The sequence below is a fragment of the Bacillus sp. NMCC4 genome (assembly GCF_002998555.1).
Lineage (GTDB): Bacteria > Bacillota > Bacilli > Bacillales > Bacillaceae > Bacillus.
In genome coordinates, this window is record NZ_PVRA01000001.1 from 437,450 (window position 1) to 457,450 (window position 20,001).

16 protein-coding genes are annotated in these 20,001 nt (G+C 42.7%); 2 read left to right on the plus strand and 14 right to left on the minus strand.

Annotated elements, in window-relative coordinates; all coding sequences use genetic code 11:
* Nucleotides 1-178 precede the first annotated feature (178 nt).
* The 3 genes from C6Y02_RS02305 to tagD form a co-directional block, all read right to left on the minus strand.
* Entirely contained in the window at nucleotides 179-2,440 is a 2,262-nt protein-coding gene (locus C6Y02_RS02305) for a CDP-glycerol glycerophosphotransferase family protein (RefSeq protein WP_106030573.1), read from the minus strand.
* Between the two features lie 48 nt (nucleotides 2,441-2,488).
* On the minus strand, nucleotides 2,489-3,955 hold the full coding sequence (locus C6Y02_RS02310) for an alpha-glucosyltransferase N-terminal domain-containing protein (protein ID WP_106030574.1): 1,467 nt from the start codon (nucleotides 3,953-3,955) through the stop codon (nucleotides 2,489-2,491).
* Between the two features lie 97 nt (nucleotides 3,956-4,052).
* Nucleotides 4,053-4,442 carry a glycerol-3-phosphate cytidylyltransferase gene (gene tagD / locus C6Y02_RS02315; protein ID WP_008343212.1) on the minus strand — a complete coding sequence of 130 codons (390 nt, stop codon included), beginning with the start codon at nucleotides 4,440-4,442 and terminating at the stop codon, nucleotides 4,053-4,055.
* A 371-nt stretch (nucleotides 4,443-4,813) separates the two neighbouring features.
* Here tagD and C6Y02_RS02320 point away from each other — a divergent pair, with 371 nt between their 5' ends.
* Nucleotides 4,814-5,584, plus strand: coding sequence for a WecB/TagA/CpsF family glycosyltransferase (locus C6Y02_RS02320; RefSeq protein ID WP_044140062.1), 771 nt, complete (start codon nucleotides 4,814-4,816; stop codon nucleotides 5,582-5,584).
* A gap of 11 nt (nucleotides 5,585-5,595) precedes the next feature.
* Nucleotides 5,596-6,783 carry a CDP-glycerol glycerophosphotransferase family protein gene (locus C6Y02_RS02325; protein ID WP_106030575.1) on the plus strand — a complete coding sequence of 396 codons (1,188 nt, stop codon included), beginning with the start codon at nucleotides 5,596-5,598 and terminating at the stop codon, nucleotides 6,781-6,783.
* A gap of 17 nt (nucleotides 6,784-6,800) precedes the next feature.
* On the opposite strand, the gene C6Y02_RS02330 is transcribed toward C6Y02_RS02325, so the two are convergent.
* From C6Y02_RS02330 to C6Y02_RS02380, 11 genes are all read right to left on the minus strand, one after another.
* Nucleotides 6,801-9,431, minus strand: coding sequence for a glucosaminidase domain-containing protein (locus C6Y02_RS02330; RefSeq protein WP_106030576.1), 2,631 nt, complete (start codon nucleotides 9,429-9,431; stop codon nucleotides 6,801-6,803).
* 125 nt (nucleotides 9,432-9,556) lie between these two features.
* The gene (gene manA / locus C6Y02_RS02335; protein WP_066031653.1) at nucleotides 9,557-10,507 is read right to left on the minus strand and encodes a mannose-6-phosphate isomerase, class I; all 951 of its coding nucleotides are present in this window, start codon (nucleotides 10,505-10,507) and stop codon (nucleotides 9,557-9,559) included.
* Nucleotides 10,508-10,653: 146 nt separating this feature from the next.
* On the minus strand, nucleotides 10,654-11,475 hold the full coding sequence (locus tag C6Y02_RS02340) for a carbohydrate ABC transporter permease (protein ID WP_050944374.1): 822 nt from the start codon (nucleotides 11,473-11,475) through the stop codon (nucleotides 10,654-10,656).
* On the minus strand, nucleotides 11,472-12,443 hold the full coding sequence (locus C6Y02_RS02345) for a carbohydrate ABC transporter permease (RefSeq protein WP_189293834.1): 972 nt from the start codon (nucleotides 12,441-12,443) through the stop codon (nucleotides 11,472-11,474). The genes C6Y02_RS02340 and C6Y02_RS02345 overlap by 4 nt, the downstream gene beginning before the upstream one ends.
* Nucleotides 12,444-12,498: 55 nt before the next feature.
* Entirely contained in the window at nucleotides 12,499-13,764 is a 1,266-nt protein-coding gene (locus C6Y02_RS02350) for an ABC transporter substrate-binding protein (protein WP_106030577.1), read from the minus strand.
* 101 nt (nucleotides 13,765-13,865) lie between these two features.
* Nucleotides 13,866-15,284, minus strand: coding sequence for a response regulator (locus tag C6Y02_RS02355; protein WP_106030578.1), 1,419 nt, complete (start codon nucleotides 15,282-15,284; stop codon nucleotides 13,866-13,868).
* Complete coding sequence (locus tag C6Y02_RS02360) at nucleotides 15,278-16,720, minus strand: sensor histidine kinase (RefSeq protein WP_106030579.1); 1,443 nt, start codon at nucleotides 16,718-16,720, stop codon at nucleotides 15,278-15,280. The genes C6Y02_RS02355 and C6Y02_RS02360 overlap by 7 nt, the downstream gene beginning before the upstream one ends.
* A complete protein-coding gene (locus C6Y02_RS02365) occupies nucleotides 16,717-17,718 on the minus strand; it encodes a sugar-binding protein (protein WP_106030580.1) in 1,002 nt (333 codons plus the stop codon). Before C6Y02_RS02365 ends, C6Y02_RS02360 begins: the two co-directional genes overlap by 4 nt.
* 67 nt (nucleotides 17,719-17,785) lie before the next feature.
* Nucleotides 17,786-18,241, minus strand: coding sequence for a GNAT family N-acetyltransferase (locus C6Y02_RS02370; RefSeq protein WP_106030581.1), 456 nt, complete (start codon nucleotides 18,239-18,241; stop codon nucleotides 17,786-17,788).
* A gap of 118 nt (nucleotides 18,242-18,359) precedes the next feature.
* Nucleotides 18,360-18,959, minus strand: coding sequence for a bifunctional 4-hydroxy-2-oxoglutarate aldolase/2-dehydro-3-deoxy-phosphogluconate aldolase (locus C6Y02_RS02375; protein WP_034660192.1), 600 nt, complete (start codon nucleotides 18,957-18,959; stop codon nucleotides 18,360-18,362).
* On the minus strand, nucleotides 18,931-19,950 hold the full coding sequence (locus C6Y02_RS02380) for a sugar kinase (RefSeq protein WP_106030582.1): 1,020 nt from the start codon (nucleotides 19,948-19,950) through the stop codon (nucleotides 18,931-18,933). Before C6Y02_RS02380 ends, C6Y02_RS02375 begins: the two co-directional genes overlap by 29 nt.
* Nucleotides 19,951-20,001: the final 51 nt, after the last annotated feature.

Here is a 20,001-nt window from a genome sequence, read left to right on the forward strand (position 1 = left end):
GCACCTCTATATTATTTTCAGCAAATTTACATTACCGGATAATCTTATCTAAATTTAGCATGTTTAATGTTAAATTTCTATGTTTTTTTATTTTTACCATAACTTTTAAATATGTGTACAATGGTATGAAAAACACAAAAAAGTACCGTTCAAAAGGCGAAGAACGGTACTTTTTAAACTATTTTTCAGAAAACACTACTTCCACCACACGCTTCGAAGACTCCCCGCTCTCTAGATAGCAGAATTTTTCATAAAACGGTGCGAATGAAGCCGGTAGTGTAAAGGTTGGCTGTTCTGTTTCTCTTACCCAGTCAATGACGCTGGCTGTCTCTTTTACAAGAGGTCCAGGTGCTTCTTGTTCAAAGTCGAAGTAGAAGCCTCTCAGCTTGTCACGATATGTTTCGATGTCTGGTACATAGAACAGCATCGGACGTTTAAGGTTTGCATAATCAAAGAACACAGATGAGTAGTCAGTGATGAGCAGATCAGATATCATATACAGGTCTCTAATGTCTTCGTAATGAGAGAAGTCATAGGCAAAGCCTTCATATGGTCCTAAATCAAAGTTTTCAGCGACTAGATAGTGCATACGCAAAATGATGATATATTCGTCTCCGATAGCTGCTCTTAGCTCATGCAGATCAAGGTCTAAATCAAATTTGTACTGCCCTTTTTTATAAAATTGATCGTCTCTCCATGTCGGTGCGTATAAGATCAATTTTTTATCAAGCGGCAGGTTCATTTTTTGTTTGAGTGCTCTCATCGTTTCTTCATTGTTTTGATTATGAAGGAAGTCATTTCTCGGATATCCTGACTCAATCATGGTCTTTTGAAATTGGAATGCACGTGTAAAGATTTCAGTCGAGTAAGCATTTGGAGAAATGAGATAGTCCCAATTCGATGCTTCTTTCGTGAAATTCTTTTTGTATTTCTTCGTGTTTGTTCCAGGCATATGCACCTCGTCCATATCCATCGCAAGTCGTTTTAACGGCGTACCGTGCCATGTCTGCAAGTATGTTGTATGCTCTGGTTTTGGAATCCATAGCGGCAAACGGCTGTTGACGACCCAATACTCGGCTCTTGCCATCGCAAAAATCCATTTCAATGATAGACGGTTGATATAGTAGATGTCCTTTTCCTTGAACGGTGCTTCATGCCCTTTTTTCACACTCCAGATCAACGTATATTCAGGATGATTTTCTTTCATATACTCATAGATCCCACGCGGATTACAGCTGAATTGTTTTCCATTAAAGCTTTCAAAAACAACCGTTTTCTTTTTCACAGACAGCTTACTCGCCATCTTAAAGGTCGTTTGGAAGGTCCTTGTCACAAGGCGGTTACGGACTTTTTTTATTTTACCGATTTTCTTTTTGAACTTCTTCCACTTGCTTTTGACGTAGTACTTCGCTCGTGTTTTCATTGTATAATCATTAATTCGAATGCCAAGCGTTTGTCTCTTTTTCTTTCGATACACCTCATATCGAATCGGTACATCGTTTCGTTTATGAATTTGAACAAGTCCTTTGAGTTTGTTCGAGCGATCTCCAAGCACTAAAGAAGCGGTCGTTAAAGTCTCCTCTACTCCATCTACATCACAAATAAATTCAAGATAGAAGCGATATACAAGGCGGTTGTTTAACGAATATGTCAATTCCTTTAAAGGAACTTCTGCTAGAAATTGATAAAGCTGTGGTACTTGTTGATCATCACGGTATTTGACCACTTCTTCTTTTATTTGGGTCATATTTACCGGAAAACGATGTTCAATTGGTTCTTCACCATTTCTCTTCAATAGAAGCTTTACTTCTTTGATCTCATAAGGATGCTCTGCACTGAGAACGCCTGCATACCCAGTTAAAGATAACGTACATTCTTTGTTGAGCTCGATATGATTGAATTTCACAACCTTTAGCTCACGCTTGATTTTAAACGATGCATTCCCTTTATCCGTACGATACGGGATGACATACAGCATCGCATCTTTATTTTCTAAAAAAGTCAGCTCTGGCTTGTCTATTTCCATTTTTAAACGGCGTTTATAGTATGGCGTCTTCTCTTCTACTTCGGCGTTATCCGTTTCTTTTAGTTCGTCTTCCTCTTCTTCTGTATCAGAATCATAGGCTGAGTCCTCAAGCTCGTCTTCATCCTCTTCTTTGTTTGCGCTTAGATAGTCTGTGACATACAGGTTATATGTCTGGCCCTGCTCTAATGCAAGCGGCAGCGATGATTCACTCAATACGAACTTGAATAGATTCTCTTCTTGATGAACAAGCGGAAGGAAAAGCTCTTGTTTTGATACCCTTTCCCTCATAAACAAATAAAATTCTCTATCTTTTAATGGCATGTCATCGTCGATGCGAATAAGCATTTCTAGTTTCTCATGATGATTTTTTAACCCTTCAACGACACTCTTCTTATGAATTCCCTCTTCAATCATTAATCGTTAATCTCCTCTGTTCAGAAATCTTACCGTTGTGTTGTCACGTTATTTCACTTTCCAAGAATAGTTTCCTTGTTTCGTTTGATACGACCACCCATCGATTGACGATGGTTTATTGGTGAGCAGCTCTCCCTCTACTTCTAGACGCTGCAAAACTTCTTGAAGTTCTTCTGTTTTAAAACGAATGTAAAAATCAACGTATTTTGTTTGGTTGGTTTCAATGTTTTTCTTTGTTTGAAAATGACCAATTGGAAAGCTGACTTGATGGTTTTCATCGATTGTTTGAGATATGATTTCAGCTCCATTGCCTCGATCATATCCTGCGAAATCGATTTGCACATGATCCGCATGGCTCATTTCGTTCTTCAACTCAAGCTGAAGATGAAGAACATGATGTTCAGAGCTTAGATCATGCAAAACCCATTTCGTACGGTCCACGATCCTTCTCAGTTCATCTTTTCGCTCACGATTTTCGAGCATATGATGAAGTGCTGTATTCCAAAGAGACATTTCATCAGAAGGCACAAGATAAAAATAGGTTTGTTCTCCCAATACCTTCTCAACATCTACCTTATGCTTAGTATCTCCAAAGAAGACGGCATCCACTTGCTGTTTTCTTATTTGTTTAAATAATTCTCCGTAATGAGAATAGAGTTGATGTGGATCTTCTTCATAATGTGCGTCATGTACAAATGCAGCGTAATACGTTGTTTCAGGCTGATCGATTTTAAACAGGTGGCGGTCCTGATCCCGGTCTTCTGTGATCATTAGTTTCAAACGGTCATTTTGTGTTTGAATACTGGATAACCATAGTTGCTTTATATCCGTTTTCTTTGTAAAAGTTTGAATTCCTGTTTTTTTATACCAATTAATATGCCGAACTGGATTCTTTTTTGCATCTCCTGAGTAGATGATCTCCATATAAATGCCGCCATCGTCATTGATTAGTTCCTCCAAGTATAGAGCACCTGTATGAGGAACAAAGCTTTGTACTCTGCATAAAACGCCCTGCCAATTGTATTCTTCCCTCTTCACTAATTGCTGCTCTTCATTATATTGATCAATATAACAAATAGGGGAAGAAGGCAGTTCATATCTCGTCACCTGTATCATTGATTCATCTGCTGGCATGACTGCTTCATTGATCGAATGAAATGATGTACCGATGATAAATTCCGAGTAACGTCTTTTACTTCCGCTTTCTGGTAGAATATAGTGTTCAAATACATTCAAGATGTCAACTTGGCGAAGAAAGGTCTCCTCCATGCTATGAATATGTTCTTTCACATTTGCATCATAATTCAAAGTTAAAATGGCATTACGTTTATGTTTGTCAGCCAATGGCTTTAATCTCGCTTTTAAAGACTTCGTTAAGCGCTCATCCTGTTTTGGTACATCACCCATGATAAAGTAGTAGTCCATATCAGGCATGTCAACTGATGTCATTGTTTCATGTTGTTGAGGTTGATCCAATGTGTGTTCAACTTTTTTTTTCATCCAATTTTGAAACAAAGGAAGCTCTCCTTAAAAATAATGATAACTTGCTCATTGTATTTTACATGAAAAAGTACTTCTCACCAAAAGATAAGAAGTACTTTTTTTCGATCTATTAAAGTCCAGCGATTTCTTCCTTAATTTGAGTTGTCGAGATGCCTTCTGTTCTCTTCAAGTACACGACTTCGCAATGCTCTTTTAAGAAATCGAATTTACCTTCCCAGTCATCTCCCATGACAAACACATCAATATCGTGCTCCTGCACGTCACGGACTTTTTGATCCCAGCTGTTTTCTGGAATGACTTCGTCTACATAACGAATCGTTTCAAGAATCAGCTTTCGATGCTCGTAGCTATGATAAGCCTTTTTTGATTTTTGTAAGTTAAACTCATCTGTCGAAATGGCCACCACTAAGTAATCTCCAAGCTGCTTTGCACGTTCGAGCAGCTTAATGTGCCCCCAGTGTAATAAATCAAATGTACCGTAAGTAATAACTTTCTTCATTGCAAACATGAACTCCTTTCTTCATTCCTTATTCAACTGCTTTCATGCAGTAATGTTTATCCGTAATCCTATTATCATCGTTCGTATTTTTTCGCTCTTCGGAACCTCATTATATCACAGCGCCCATCAAACGTTAAGCAGATGTAAAGACAAACTATTTCCAATTTATTGGGCAGAGAAGGGAAAGTCCGAAGAATCAATGTTTCTCGCAGCATCCTTCATATGAATTGATGAAAATGTCATGAAATTTAAAGGTTTGTAAAGTTATTGTTAATATTTCATGGAGCATCTGTGATAAAATGATGAGTAGACGAAGAATGAATTTACAATGAACGTTCATAGATAACAAGATGAAAAAGGAGGTCTAAACAATGCAAACAGAAGTGGTCTCTAACCTTTCTTATGTAAACGGCGACCTAGATGAATTTATCAGCTATATGAATCACCATCATATTTCTCAAAGAAGAGGCGCCATGATTGCGACTGTCAATCCAGAGATAGGCTATGCCGTCATGAAGGATCATGCGTACCATCAAGTCGTCTCATCTGCGGATTATGTTCTGCCGGATGGTGTAGGCGTCGTCTTGATGTCACGTTTGACACAAAGTCCGCTGAAGTCAAGAATTGCTGGCTTTGATGTCTTCATGTCTATGCTTGATCTAGCAAACAAGCAGTCTAAAAGTATCTTTTTATATGGGGCGAAAAAAGAAGTGCTTGAGGCTGTTAAACAGCGAATTGATACGGAATATCCAAATGTGGTCATCGCGGGCAGCTGTGACGGCTATCAAGCCGATAAACGTTTCGTAGCGAAGCAAATCGCCCGCTCGAAAGCAGATATGGTGTTCGTTGCTTTAGGTTATCCAAATCAGGAGAACTTTATTTATGAATACCGTCATTTATTCCCGCAGGCTGTTTGCATCGGTTTAGGCGGAAGCTTTGATGTATTTAGCGGAACGGTGAAGCGTGCACCACGATGGATGATTAAAACAAATACAGAATGGCTGTACAGACTTGTTGTGAATCCATGGAGATGGAAACGAATGCTGAACATTCCTAAATACGCTTTTGCCGTATTGAAAGAAAACAAAGGAAAAAAACGTTACTATCCTGAGCAAGTAAAGGATCAGACGAAGCAGCTGTGAGAGACTGACCAATGATGAATATACGCTCAATGATCATTTCATGCTATGCAGCTTTCGTTTCTTTAATTGGATGGCTGATGAGCGGCGTGAAACCGCGTGAAAACCAGGTGACGCTGCTTGTTTCATTTCAAGAGAATGCAGCTGCTCTCATTGATACTTATCAACAACAGGCGAACATGACGATGAAGCTTACAGTCCTCTATACGAAGCATGCTTCTGCGATAGAAAAGGACGGGTCTCATCTGTCATTTCGCTATTTTCATGAAAAAAATCCTCTCCATCTCATTCAATGTATTTATACGATGTTTAAAAGCAAGGTTGTCGTGACAGATAATTACTTTCTCATGACAAGTGTACTCAGAAAACGGCCTTCTACCACCTGTATTCAAGTATGGCATGCTAATGGGGCGTTGAAAAAATTCGGTCTTGAAGATGCATCAAATTCGGAACGAAGTCCACGTGATATCAAACGCTTTAAACGAGTCTATGCGTCTTTCGATTATATCGTTACAGGCTCAGATCACATGCGCGAGATTTTCAAGTCTTCGTTTGGGGTCAATGATGAACGTTTTTTACCAACAGGTGTACCGATGACGGATGTGTACTTTGACCAGTGCCTGCCTTCCTTGAAGCCGAATGATTTTCCTAAAGGGAAAAAGATCCTGCTTTATGCACCGACCTATCGAGACTTTGCAATGGACGATCTTGTCCTGCCTTTTTCAAAAGAGCAATTGCAAACAGAGCTAAATGGAGACTATATTCTGCTCGTCAAGCTTCATCCTGCGGTCAAACATTTAGCAAAGGCGGAAACAGACGGTGAATGGATATTTGATGTGTCCGATCAGCCGCTCTATCCATTGCTTTGTACTTGCGATGTACTCATGACAGATTATTCGTCGATTGTGTTTGAATATGCGCTGCTTGAAAAGCCTGTTTTGTTCTTCACTTATGACTTAGACACTTATCGAGCGAAACGCGGCTTAGTCGATCGGTATGAGGACATCATTCCTGGAAAGGCTTGCGTCACTCAAGACATGCTCTTGAAGGAGCTGCTTCATCTAAACGAATCAGATCACAGAGAACGAATCAAAACCTTCGCTGAGGAATGGAACCAATATTCAAAGGGCGAGTCTAGTCAGCAGCTTCTATCATTTATTGAACAGCAGCTCTTACACAAAAAACGTCCGGCTTCTCATTAGGAAGCACGGACGTTTTTTTATTTGTTATAAACCGGGATGTCGTAATAGAGCGTATAGTTATCAAGTAAGTTATACAAGCTATACATACGAGTGACTTGCTTATAAGCCCAGCCAATATCTGTTGCATATTGATGAGTCGCTGCACTAGACCAGCGCATTTTATAAATCGTATCTTGCTTGTATGTGGCGTGATTGATATAGCTGTTGCCAATGAATTTTGCCCCGCCAATAATCGCTGCCTCTGGCGTGAACCATTGTTGTTCATACGCATACTTTGCACCGAGGTAATTCGGATTGCTGTCGTATGCGCCAATGCCATACATGTTATATACTTTCTTCCCATTAAACATCGTACCATTCGCTAAAATCGAACTTCCGTTACCCGTTTCAAGCAACGCATGAGAAATGAGATAAATTTCGTTGATATGATACGTTTTCGCTGCCGTAATAAAGGCTTGTCCTTTACCTGCAAGAATCCCTTTACCTGCTAGAATTTTGGAATTGACTTCTGCCGGATTGAGATTCGCAGCTTCAGAGAGTTTCAGAAATTGAAAATAAGATTGAGTGCCCTCAGCAATATTGGCTGGGTCTACATATTTTTGCACCTCTGCTGAACTTGCATTTCTCCAGCCCAAGCTGATCTTGATCCAGTTTCCTTCTTTCCCAAGCTGTCTTACTTTTGTTCCTTTGTTCAGCTGCGCCACGATGTTGCTTGCAGAGCTCGAATCAGGTGTAGAACGAACATTTAAGCCGTCTGTATTCACAGTTGACGTCGCCGGGTCTACATATGCTGCATAGACATAGGCTGCACCGTCTGTCTGTGGTGACACCTTCATTTGCTTGTTCACCATCTCATTGACAGTGAGGTTGTAGTTCGTTTGCATGACCATTGGGCCATTTTTGATTTTTACGGCTGTGGCTGTCCAGCCATATTGGCTTTTCACAAAAGCAATCGCCGCATTTACAGTTGGTAATCCTGTGAATTGCTGCGTAATGTTGATTTTGTAGGTTGGTTTCGTTGTTGTTTTATAAGCAGCTGGTTCATTCCGTTTTTTGAAAAATGCCAGGCCTTGGTCGCGCAATGCAGCTGTGGAAATGACACCGGTTTTAATCTGATATTGACCATAATCAGTTGTTCCTGTTTTTTGAGCAGCTGCTTTCATTTTTTGTTTCGTTAAATAGCTTAACGCTTGATTCAGTTTTGTCTGATTCACCGTCGGCTCTGTCGTGATCCGGTATTGCTTAACCGCTTCTGTCAGCGTTTTTGTACTGCTGGCAACGCCATTTTTCTTGATAATCTCTTGAGCCTGTTTGACTTTACTTTGCTCATATACAGGTGTTGTCTTGAGACTATACGTTTTGCTGACAGCTTGTCCCTTACCTGTTGTGATGCTGCTTGTCACCTTCTGCGTTTTTAAATATGCGGCACCTTTATTCATTTTCGCTTGGTCTGCTGATTGATTGACGACAAGTCGATACGTGCTGTCAGATACCTTACCCGTTTTTTTCGTTGTCGCAGATACCTTTTTCTTTTGGAAGAAAGCCGCTGCTTTTTTCGCTTGATCATCTCCTAATAGGTTTCCAGTCACTACTTGATATGGCTGTGTAGAAGAGATCTTTTTGGATGTGTAGCGCCATTTCTTTTTCTTGAAAAAGGCTACCGTTTTTCCGTATGCTGTATCGTTCAGTTGATTGAGTTTCACGATATAATTTTTTGTTTTTCCCACTCGCTGCACAGTCCCTGCAGCGCCGGTTTGTTTCTTGATCTGAGCCGCAGCTGAGGATGCTTGTTTGTTGTCTTTGAAATAGCCTGATTCCAAGCGATAAACATTTTTTAAAGCGCCTGTCTTTTGAATCTTCCCGCTGATCTTTGCTTCTCTTTGCAGCTGGGTAAGGAGCGTCTGTGCTTTTGACTGGCTGGCTTGTGCAGCTGATGTGACGATGTAATATGGCTTGCCTGCTGTCACCGTTTGAAGCACTGCTTTTAAACCAGACTCCTTTTGAAAGCCTTGCAGGATGGTATTCGCCTTACTTTGCCCAACGATACCGCCTGAAATCAGCTGATACACAGTGCCAGCTTTGTTTTCAGTTTGGTATGTACTGGTGACACCGGCCTGCTTTTGTAATTCGGTTTGAATATTTTTGACTTTCGTTTCAGAATCAATGGTTCCTGATATGACCTGATAAGAAGGTCTGCTTTGATTGATGACTTCATAGGTGCTATTGAGCCCTGATGTTTTCGTTAGCTCGAGCGAGAGCTTTTTTGCCTGAGCTTCATCATTGACTGGGTCAGATATGACCTTTTGTAAAGGCAGGCGGTCACCTACTGGAGACACCGTACCGCTCATGCCCGTCTCTTTTTTTAATGCAGCTGCACTTGCACTCGCTGCTGTTTGCGACTCATATCCTGAGGCAGTGAGCTGATAGGTCGACGTGTTTCCTGAGGTTTGATAAGTGGCTGTCCACTTTTTGTCCTTCTTCAATGTTTCCACTGCTTTTTTCACTTCTGATTCTGTTGTAAATACCTTTGAGGTGTTCATCGTATAAATGGATTGATCGACATAGGAGGCTGCTTGCGCTTCTTTGCCCGTCTGTACTGTCATACCAAAGGCAGCTGCGAGTAACATAATCTTGATGGTTTTTTTCACGTTCCCTGTCCCTCTCTTAACTTTGCATAATAGTCTACTAATCTCTTTATCGACAAAAACAAGTACTCTTTCAAGTCATTTATGCAATAGAAAAATAGAGGACCCCTTCGAAGTCCTCTTTTCCTTTATATATGCGACACAATCAGTTCACAAGTTCCTTCAATTGAGAAGCTCCCTGTTTCAGCCGGCAGGATAAAATGAGCTCCTTTAGGCAGTGGATATGTATGTCCATCATGCGTTAAAGACCCTTCTCCATGAATTACACTGCACAGCAAAAACGGATAATCTTGCGAAAGCTCTACTGTTTGATCAATTTCCCATTTATACACAGAGAAATACTCTGCTTCAACAAAAGTTCGAATGGTCAGCCCACGGCGTGTTTCAACTGATTCATCTGTATAACCGTCTACATGAGGAACCGTTGTGACATCAATGGCTTGCACAAAATGAAGTTCACGTTCATTGCCATCCTGATCTTTTCGTTCATAATCATATACCCGATAGGTTGTGTCTGAGCTTTGCTGCGTTTCAAGGACAAGCGTTCCTTCGCACAGCGCATGAATGGTTCCGCTTGGCACATAATAAAAATCACCAGGCTTAATCTTCACACGACGCAAAAGACCTTCCCAATCTCCACTGTTCATCATGGTCACAAGCTCAGTTCTTGTTCTTGCATTGTGCCCATAGATCATTTCTGCTCCTTCTTTGCAGTCAATGATATACCAGCACTCTGTTTTTCCAAGCTCGCCATTTTCATGTCTTTCCGCATAATCATCATCCGGATGAACTTGAACGGACAAGTCTTGGTTTGCATCTAAAATTTTGGTTAACAGCGGGAATCGATCGCCTTCTATTCCCCCGAACAATTCTCTGTGATTGTCCCATAGTTCGATCAGCGTTTTCCCTTTATATGGACCGTCTTGCACGACACTTGGTCCGTTTGGATGAGCAGAAATTGCCCAGCATTCTCCCGTTTGATCAGAAGGAATATCATAGCCAAATTGATCCCTTAAGGCTGTACCTCCCCATATTCTCTCCTTCAATTCAGGCAGTAAAAAAATTGGTGACTGCTTCATTCAGGATGACTCCTCCCTTTGCTACCCTTTGATAATCCTTGCCAAGCTTGATGAAAACTAGCAAGTCTCAACTTTTATTATGACGCTATCTAAAGAGAAGTCAATCCTTTCAGTACACCAAATGAAAACGATAACACAAAAATATTTCATCCTTTGACAGAGCCTGCGAGAAGCCCTTTGACAAAGTATTTTCCGAGCAGAATATAGACCAAAAGTGTCGGCAGTGCGGCCAATATCGCCCCTGCCATTTGGACGTTCCATTGCACAATTTGACTGCCTGATAGATTTTGCAAGGCGACCATCACCGGCTGATGCTCCGCAGTGGTCATCGTGACTGCAAATAAGAACTCATTCCACACATTTGTGAACTGCCAAATGGCGACCACAACAAACCCTGTGATCGAAAGCGGAAGAATCATATGTCTGAAAATCCCGATAAACCCTGCGCCATCCATTTTTGCCGATTCAATCATTTCATCAGGGATGCTCACATAGAAGTTTCGGAACATGAGCGTTGTGATCGGGAGTCCATATACGACATGGACAAGCACCAGACCTGGAATCGAATTATACAATCCGACTTCACGCAAAAATTGAATGAGTGGTATGAGGATACTTTGATATGGAATAAACATCCCAAACAGCATCAGCGTAAAGACCACTTCTGACCCTTTGAAACGCCATTTTGATAGGACATAGCCATTCATCGCTCCTAGTACAGCTGACAATAAGGTAGCCGGAATGACAAGATAAAGTGAATTCATTAAATTGGGCGCTAGCTTTTCAAATGCGATTTGATAGCTTGAAAAATCGAGTGTTGATGGCAGCGCCCACATTTTCTCAAGGGTCACTTCACCTAATGGCTTCAAGCTTGTGACGAGCATGACATAGACTGGCATCAGAAAAAAAAGACTGCACAAAATCAATAAAGCATAAAGGACTGGACGGACAAACCATCTAGCTGTCATGATGACGCCCCCTTCCGGCTCGACAGGAGATACGGCACGATAAAGACCGCAACAGAGATCAGCATAACAATCGCAATGGCGGCACCGCCTGCATAATGGTTTCCTCTAAAGGTCATTTCAAACATGTAAACGCCAGGAACATCTGTGACAAAGTTTGCACCCGGTCCTGTCATCGAGTAAATCAAATCGAAAATCTTTAACGAAATATGAGCCATGATGATAATGACACTTGCAGTAATCGGTTTTAATAGAGGAAAAATAATCTTCCGGTAAATCTGCCATTCAGTTGCGCCATCCATTCTAGCAGCCTCTCTTACTTCCTCTGGAATTCCTCTCAAACCCGCCAAATACATCGCTAGAGAGAAGCCAGTCATCTGCCAAACCGCTGCAATCACGACTGCAATCATTGCCGCAGGGACACCAAACTCAATTTTCCCCCAGACAAATCCGGCTAAAATGTTCGTATCCGTGTACCACTTAGGCTGAATACCAAGCGTTTTTAAAAACAGATTCACCCCAGTTGACGGGTTTAAAATCCATTGCCAGACGACCCCTGTCACAACGAAGGAAAGGGCCATCGGAAAGAAAAATAAATTCCGAAATAGAGATTCACCCTTGATCTTCTGATCTAGTAAAATCGCAAGTGCGAGTCCAGAGGCAATGACGGCTCCAATAAAAAATAGAGTAAAAAAGACCGTATTTCGAAGATCTGACTGAAAGCGGAAATCTTGAAACAGCATGATATAATTTTGAAGACCTGCAAAAGAGAAATTTGGAACAAGCGAGGTCCAGTTTGATAATGACACATACCCTGTCCAGCCAATAAAGCCGTAAACAAAGATGAATAATAAAACAGCCGACGGGGCTAAAAATAGCAGCGCAAGCAGCTGATCCCCATTCCATTTTTTCCGAACACGTTTGACTTTAGGTGTTGCTGCTTTTGTGATCGGCGATGTGTCCATGCGCATGAAGCTACACTCCTTTTCAAAAAAGAGGCGGTGCTTAGCCGCCGCCTCCTCGTCTTTATTTCATTGCATCTTTTAAAGATGAAACAAACTGGCTGCTGTCTTTTTGCGTGACGAAGATATTCACGGCTTGATTCGCTTTTGTCACAAACCCTTCTTCAGCAGCTGAACCATGTGCGAGAGACGGCGCCAGCTTTGATTCTTTAAATGCCTTCATCGCCGATTTTCCGTATTCATCATATTTTGAGACATCTGCATCTACACGTGCCGGTATCGACCCCTTCAGCGGATTAAATGCATCCTGTCCTTCCACAGATCCTAAAACAGATAAAAATTTCTTCACGTTTTCTGGCTGTTTCACGCCCTTTGGAAGTCCAAATGTATCGGTGATCACCATAAAGCTTCCCTCTGTTCCAGGAGTCGCCGCGTATCCAAAGTCTTGTTTCACCTTCAGATCGAGATCATTCACAAAGTACCCCTTTGCCCAGTCGCCCATGACATTCATTGCTGCTTCCCCTTTTGCCACGAGCTGCGAGGCATCCTGCCAGTTACGGGAGCTGTGATCATCATTGACGTATTCGAGCATACGCCCAAAGATGTCTGCCGCTTCCTTCACTTTTGCGTCATCCATTTTCATGTCGCCAGCCCAAAGTTTTTGATATCCGTCAGCGCCTAAAACGCCGAGCAGCACACTCTCAAACAAATGCGTCGCTGCCCAAGGCTCTTTATCACCAAGTGCAAGCGGTGTAATGCCTTTTTTCTTTAAGGCATCTGCTGTTTTGAAAAATTCATCAAAGGTCGTTGGCGGCTCTAAGCCTGCATCATCAAATACCTTCTTGTTATACCAAAGCACATTGCCTCGGTGAATATTCACTGGTACTGAATAGATTTTCCCATCTTTGCTGACAAGGTCGATGAGTGATTCCGGAAATTTGTCCTTCCAGCCTTCTTTTTCATATAGATCATCCAGCGGCTCCATTTTGCCTGCTGCGACCCAGCTCTCATTCAGCTCCGCTCCGCCATGTACTTGGAACGTAGCTGGCGGGTCATTCCCTTGCATCCGGCTAGTCAGAACAGCCTTTGCATTTGTACCAGCACCACCTGCGACGGCTGCATTTTCAATTGGGATGTCTTTATTTTTCTCTTCAAACAATTGAATGAGTGCTTTCAGTCCGTCCTCCTCACCTGCTCCAGTCCACCAAGAGAAAATGTCTAGTTTCTCTGCTCCGCCCTCTTTTTTTGCATCTGAGTTGGTCGATGAACTACAGGCAGTGACGATAAGCATACAGAGCGCTAACAGCGTAAAACCTAATTTGAACTTCATGATTGATCCCCCATCCCTATTTTGTAAGCGTTATCAAAATAAGTATAATGGCAGATCCTCGCTTTTTTTCAGCAAACTTCTTCACTTTTTTATGAAATTCTTCACTTTTTTACGGTTTGTTTTCGATATTCCTTCGGTGAACAGCCGACCATCTTCTTAATCACACGGCTGACATAATTGGGGTCTGTATATCCTGCCTGATAGGTAATTTCTTTTAAACTAAGCGAGCTGTCTTTGAGAAGCTTTTTGATTTTATCCAGCCGGCAGGTTGTCACATACTCTTTAAATGTCAGCCCTGTCTCGTCTTTAAAGCGCTTTGTGAAATAGGTTGGACTTAAATCAACATAGGCGGCAGTCTGCTCAAGCGTGATCTGTTCACAAAAATGCGTTTTGATGTAGCGTTTTGCCCGCTCAATGTCATTCACGGTCTGGGTTCTCGCTTCGTACACGTCAAATAAGTGTTCACAGCACTCACGGCATTCAGCTGCGGTGCTGATCGTTAATATTGGCCAGTCTGTTCGGAGCCGTGATTTAAATAAAATCAGCAGCTCTTTTAGTTGTGAAATGGTCGCTCCCTCCAGTTCAAAGGCATCGAATAAAGCCAGCGCATCCTCTCTTCTCCCTTCTTCCAGTGCCTGCATCATATCGTCTGCAAGCTCCGGCAGATGGATCATTGGATAAGTCTGCTCTTCTGTATGGTAAAAACCATAACGAACAACGCCGGGACTCTTTTTTCGCTGATAATAGGAAAGCTTCGCCTCTGCTGCACTTTTCTGAAGATAAAGCGGGTTTGAGACCGGGTGTCCCATGCCAACGACAGGTGAAGGCTGATCGTTTGTTGTGGCAGTTCGAATCGCATGCAGGACATCTGCCTTTAACTGACCAGGCGCTTGGTGACGATAAATGAGACATGTAAACAGCTCACCACTCACCTGAATCGGTACCGTATGAAAAAGGGGAGATGTCTGTAAATCAATCAACAGCTGATCCCCGATTGTCCGCTGAACAGCGATGACAAGACCTGCTTCATATTCGTGAAACATTTGTTGAAACTCCATGGAGGTATAGGACTGACCATTTATGACATGAGCTTCGAGCCACTTTGACTGCTGACCGGCCGCCACCGCCTGCCGCTGAGACGCCTCCTGCTGAATCTCTGCCGCAACCGTTCGAATGGCGGCGATGGTTTCATCTTTGTCAGCCGGTTTAACGAGATATTGCTTCACCCCTTCCTGCATCGCTTGCTTGGCATAATCGAACGTATCGTACGCTGTCAGCATAATGAATTTTGTATGAGGACTGCTCGCTTTGATCTGCTTGATCGCTGTCAATCCGTCCATTCCAGGCATCTGAATATCCATGAGCACAAGATGAACGGGCTCAGTTCGCACGAATTCAACCGCCTTCTTTCCATTTTCAGCTTCTCCTGATATATGACACTCTGGAAGCCAATCGGTCATGAATTTCCGCATCGCTAGTCGTTCTATTTTTTCATCATCCACAATCAGCACGTTCAGCATACCGATCCCTCCTTCATCGGAATAGCCAATTGAATGGTGGTGCCTTCGTTTGGCTTTGAGTCAATTTGCAAGGCATCTTTTACCCCGTAAAACAAATGCAGCCTTGACATCACATTTCGAAGACCGATCCCTGTCGAGTGCCCTTTACTCAAGGTGTTTGCATCTTCCTCTTCTTTTTCTGATAGCAACCTCCTTTTCTCTTGTTCATTGATCCCCATCCCATTGTCCCGAATCCGAATCATCACATAGCCGCCTTCTTGATAGATCGAGAGTTCGACAAGCCCGTCTTCCTCCTTTGGTTCAACGCCATGAATAAAGGCATTTTCGACAAGCGGCTGTAAGGTGAGACTTGGGATATGTACAGATAAACATGATTCATCTATGGTCGTTTTGCATGTAATACGATCGGCAAATCTTGTTTCTTGTATATGAAAATATTCTTTGACCACTTTTACTTCTTGCTCCAACGTAACAGATGCACTGAGAGCTGACAGCGAATACCGCATCAACGTGGAAACGGATTGGATCAACCTCGATGTGGCATCCGCTGACTCTAAGTAAGCCATGCGTGAGACGATGTTTAATGTATTAAATAAAAAATGTGGATTCATTTGGTTTTGCAGCGTTTTCAGCTTCATGTCTTTGATTTTTTGATCTAAGGCTGCCTTTTGTTTCATCTCTTCAATCATCATTTTCATCTCTTGACGCATTCGCTGAAAGGCCTCATTTAATACAGAAATTTCATCCTTTGAGGTGACATGCAAGTGCGCTCCATCAAAATTCCCTTCTGATACTTCCTTTACGCTTCGAGACAGATGGACGATCGGCCTTGATATCCCTCCAGCAATCATATACGCCATCCATAATGCGACCCCAATGGATAGCGTAAACAAACATAAGGTAAAGAGTGCATAGGTTTGGTGTCTTTTTTGCAGAGATTGATAGAGTACTTGATACTCAGACAATTCATCATCAAGCAGAGTCATCGTTTGCTCTTGTATGTAGGAGGAGACGGTTCTCACCTCCTTTACACTTGCTGCATATTCTTTGATTTTCCCTTCTTTTACATGTGTCATGGTCGCATCACTTTCATTGATGAGCGTCCGCATCATATATTGGTATTTTTCAATAGAAGGAATCGCCGCATGAAGCCCGGCATCCTTTCGCAATGCCTGATTATAGGATTTCATTTTCTGTTTTGAGGCCAGATATTCTTTGGCAAACTGCCGATCCTTTTCAATCGCATACGCATTGACCTTTTCATACATCGTTTTTGCCTCTGTCGATATATCATTGAGCAGGAGAAAGGAACGAAAGCTTCTGCTATATTCTGATGTGATATTCGAGCTGCTCCAATAGACGAAAAAAGCGGCCACGTTGCCAAGGAGCACAAGGATTAAAAATGCCAATAACAGCTTACTTCGAATCCTTCTCATGGCTGCACACCCTGCTTTCTGTCTGTTTGCTGCAGAGGCAGATCCTCGCGCCGAATCACACTCGTTCCTGTGTACTGGAGTGGTTCTTCTTTTTCACCTTTCTGCAAACGCACAAGCGATTCCACTGCTTGATAGCCCATTTCATAAGGATGCTGAACAACCACTGCATCAATCTTTCCATCATCGAGCGCCTGAATCGTATCTGGCAATGTGTCAAATGCGAGCACATAAAAATCTGTGGACGATCGATATTGTGCTGTTGCTTGAATGATGCCTGCACCATCTAATGCACTCGTGCCGTAAAATGCGGTGAGCTTCGCATGATCGTTTAATAGTTTATACGCGGCACCGGAGGCCCCTGACTTCGTAATGGCTGATTCTTCTATTCCAGCAATATGAATACGTTTTTCAGCGGCGACGGCATCTCGAAATCCTTTGACACGCTGCTTTTGATGAACGGCATCAAGCCTGCCTGTGACAATTCCTACATACTGTTCGTCTTTTGTATCTGCGATGAGTGCCTGTCCTGCGATAAAGCCTGAATAATAATTGTCCGTGCCTACATACACTTGACGCTTGCTCCCCTCTGCATCCGTATCGACGGTGACAACATCAATGCCTTTTTCTCTCGCCTTCTGAAAAAGCGGTTTGTATTTTTTCGCATCAAGTCCCTGCGTCATAATGCCATCGACATGCCCTGCGATCGCCATATCAATGGTTTTCAGATGATCGTCTATATCTGCTTGCTTCGGACCCAAATATTCTAGATACACGTGATGAACGGCTGCCGCATCAGCAGCTCCCCTTTGTACCAGCTGCCAATATTCATTATCAAGTTCCTCCGGTACAAGGACAAAGTGATATTGATAGGTTGATGACGCTTTTTCGGAAGCGCTTTCAATTTTAAATAAATCTTGACCTAATAATGTTAAAAAAATGACAGATACGACACAAAAAGTGAGAAAGGCGCCTATCCCGATCCACTTTAATCTTTTCACCACATCCTCCCCCTTTCAAATATTGCGCATAAAAAAAGAGCTGCTTATAAGCATACTCTCTCGACCTCTATAATTCCTTTGTCATAAATAAACTGTTTGGATCTTCTTGATATGAATCGAAAGGCGGACAAATATAAAAACCAACACTCTCATATAGTTTTCTTGCTGGCTCAAAGAAAGACATCGCACCTGTCTCTAAGCTGACACGTGAATAGCCGCGCCTTTTCGCCTCTTGGAGAAGATGGTTCAGCATATACCTTGCTACACCTTTTCGCATATGGAGAGCTGCGGTCCTCATTGATTTGATTTCGCCGTGATCACTTGACAGCTCCTTTAACGCTCCGCAGCCAAGAAGCTCCTCTCCTTCCCGCACACTCCACACTGTGACATCTTGATTTTTCAAATCAGCTAACGGAAGGGCATGAATGCTTTCTGGCGGGGAATGCTCTTTCATTTCTTCTATATGAGCGGTAATCAGCTGCTCTATTTGTCCATCCGTGAGTGTATCTTGTTGAATGTACATGTCTATCACTCCTTCACGATCATTGTACGTGAAGAGTCAGCATTCACCTGCTGTTATGTCAGATAAACGAACAAACAACCGGCATCCATCCGCCAGTTGTTCGTTTGATATCAACTATTTATGAAGAAAGTACCGCTTGTAACTCTTCTGCTGTACTGCTTTCAAGCTGACTTCCGACTCCTACTGCCACTGCACCTGCTTTCAGCCATTTTGGCACATCGGCTGGATGAATACCGCCCGTTGGAATAAATTCAATCTCTGGAAACGGACCTTGTAAGTTTTTCATATAGGATAAACCGAAGGAACCGCTTGGAAAAAGCTTGAGCAAGCAGTAGCCATCTGCTTTTGCCTGCATGATTTCACTTGGGGTGAGGACACCTGGTACATAGAGTGTGTCGTGAAATGAGAGATGCTCTCCGATCACAGGGAGATATCCTGGACTGACAATAAATTGTGAGCCTGCGTCAATGGCTGATTGTGCCTGCTCAAGGGTTGTGATTGTGCCTGCTCCTACAATCAGATCTTGCTCATGCTGAAAGGACGCGATGATGTGTTCAGCATTAGGCGTGGTATACGTCACTTCAATGGCTCGAACGCCTTTTTTCTTTAAACGCTCAATGGTCTCAATGCCTTCTGCTTCACTCCCCGCTCTCACCACTGCGATCAGCTTACAAGCCGCGAGCTGCTCTTTAACGCTCAAACTTGCTGACTTGCCCATATCCTTCATCTCCCTTCTTATATTCCCGTCGTCTATGATATCGTTTGGCTTCTTTCATAAAAGCCTGAAGCTCTTCCCGAGTAGGCAGTCCGTCTTTATCGCCAGGAGACATCACCGCAAGAGCCCCTACAGCATTGCCTCTTGTCACAGATTTTTCATATGATAAACCGTCCAATAAGCCGCTGATGACCCCCACGGCAAATCCATCACCGGCACCGACTGTATCAACGACATCTGGCACATAAAATCCGCTCACAATCCCCTGACTGGCTGCACTTTTATAAAAGGCACCTTCTGCACCGAGCTTCATGACCACAAGCTTGACGCCTTTTTGCAAATAAACATCGGCAATCTCTTCCGGCTCGTGACAGCCTGTGAGCCTTTGCCCTTCTGCAAGCCCCGGAAAAAACCAATCCACTTGAAAAGCCATCTGATTCACTGTATGGATCATATCTTCCTCCTCTTCCCATATCTGCAGACGAAGATTTGGATCAAATGAAATGGTTTTGCCTGCTTCTTTCATCTTTTGAAGAGCATGAAAAGAGAACGCTCTCATTTCATTGGATAATGCAGGCGGAATACCTGTCATATGGAGGTGTCCTGCCTGTTTGAAATAGCTGGTGGGAAAGTCGCTTGGACTCATTGTGCTCGCAGCAGAGCCTTTACGATAATACGTGACGTCAGGGTCTCCATCCATCACTTTTGATTTAAGTAAAATCCCTGTTTGAGCCCCATCATTTGAACGGATCACTGCACTTGTATCGACCCCTTCTTTTTGAAGCTCTTCTAAAATAAATGTGCCAAGTGAATCTGCTCCGACTTTGCTCACCCATCCCACATCAAAACCTAGCCTCGCCAAACCGACTGCCACGTTACTTTCGGCGCCAGCAAGCGCCTTTTGGAATGTATGCACTTGATGAAGCTCTCCGGCTTCTTTTGCAAAAAACATCGCCATTGATTCCCCAAATGTGACCGCATCCAATGCTTTCACTCATTTCTCCCCTTTCTTGGTACCGGTTTCAAATTAGTTAAAAAAGAGAGA

What these genes read in the sequence shown, in the direction of transcription:
- C6Y02_RS02305 (WP_106030573.1), bottom strand. Translation starts at nt 2,440, where the DNA reads ATGATTGAAGAGGGAATTCATAAGAAGAGTGTCGTTGAAGGGTTAAAA.
- tagD (WP_008343212.1), bottom strand. Translation starts at nt 4,442, where the DNA reads ATGAAGAAAGTTATTACTTACGGTACATTTGATTTATTACACTGGGGG.
- C6Y02_RS02320 (WP_044140062.1), top strand. Translation starts at nt 4,814, where the DNA reads ATGCAAACAGAAGTGGTCTCTAACCTTTCTTATGTAAACGGCGACCTA.
- C6Y02_RS02325 (WP_106030575.1), top strand. Translation starts at nt 5,596, where the DNA reads ATGATGAATATACGCTCAATGATCATTTCATGCTATGCAGCTTTCGTT.
- manA (WP_066031653.1), bottom strand. Translation starts at nt 10,507, where the DNA reads ATGAAGCAGTCACCAATTTTTTTACTGCCTGAATTGAAGGAGAGAATA.
- C6Y02_RS02340 (WP_050944374.1), bottom strand. Translation starts at nt 11,475, where the DNA reads ATGACAGCTAGATGGTTTGTCCGTCCAGTCCTTTATGCTTTATTGATT.
- C6Y02_RS02345 (WP_189293834.1), bottom strand. Translation starts at nt 12,443, where the DNA reads ATGCGCATGGACACATCGCCGATCACAAAAGCAGCAACACCTAAAGTC.
- C6Y02_RS02350 (WP_106030577.1), bottom strand. Translation starts at nt 13,764, where the DNA reads ATGAAGTTCAAATTAGGTTTTACGCTGTTAGCGCTCTGTATGCTTATC.
- C6Y02_RS02355 (WP_106030578.1), bottom strand. Translation starts at nt 15,284, where the DNA reads ATGCTGAACGTGCTGATTGTGGATGATGAAAAAATAGAACGACTAGCG.
- C6Y02_RS02360 (WP_106030579.1), bottom strand. Translation starts at nt 16,720, where the DNA reads ATGAGAAGGATTCGAAGTAAGCTGTTATTGGCATTTTTAATCCTTGTG.
- C6Y02_RS02370 (WP_106030581.1), bottom strand. Translation starts at nt 18,241, where the DNA reads ATGTACATTCAACAAGATACACTCACGGATGGACAAATAGAGCAGCTG.
- C6Y02_RS02375 (WP_034660192.1), bottom strand. Translation starts at nt 18,959, where the DNA reads ATGGGCAAGTCAGCAAGTTTGAGCGTTAAAGAGCAGCTCGCGGCTTGT.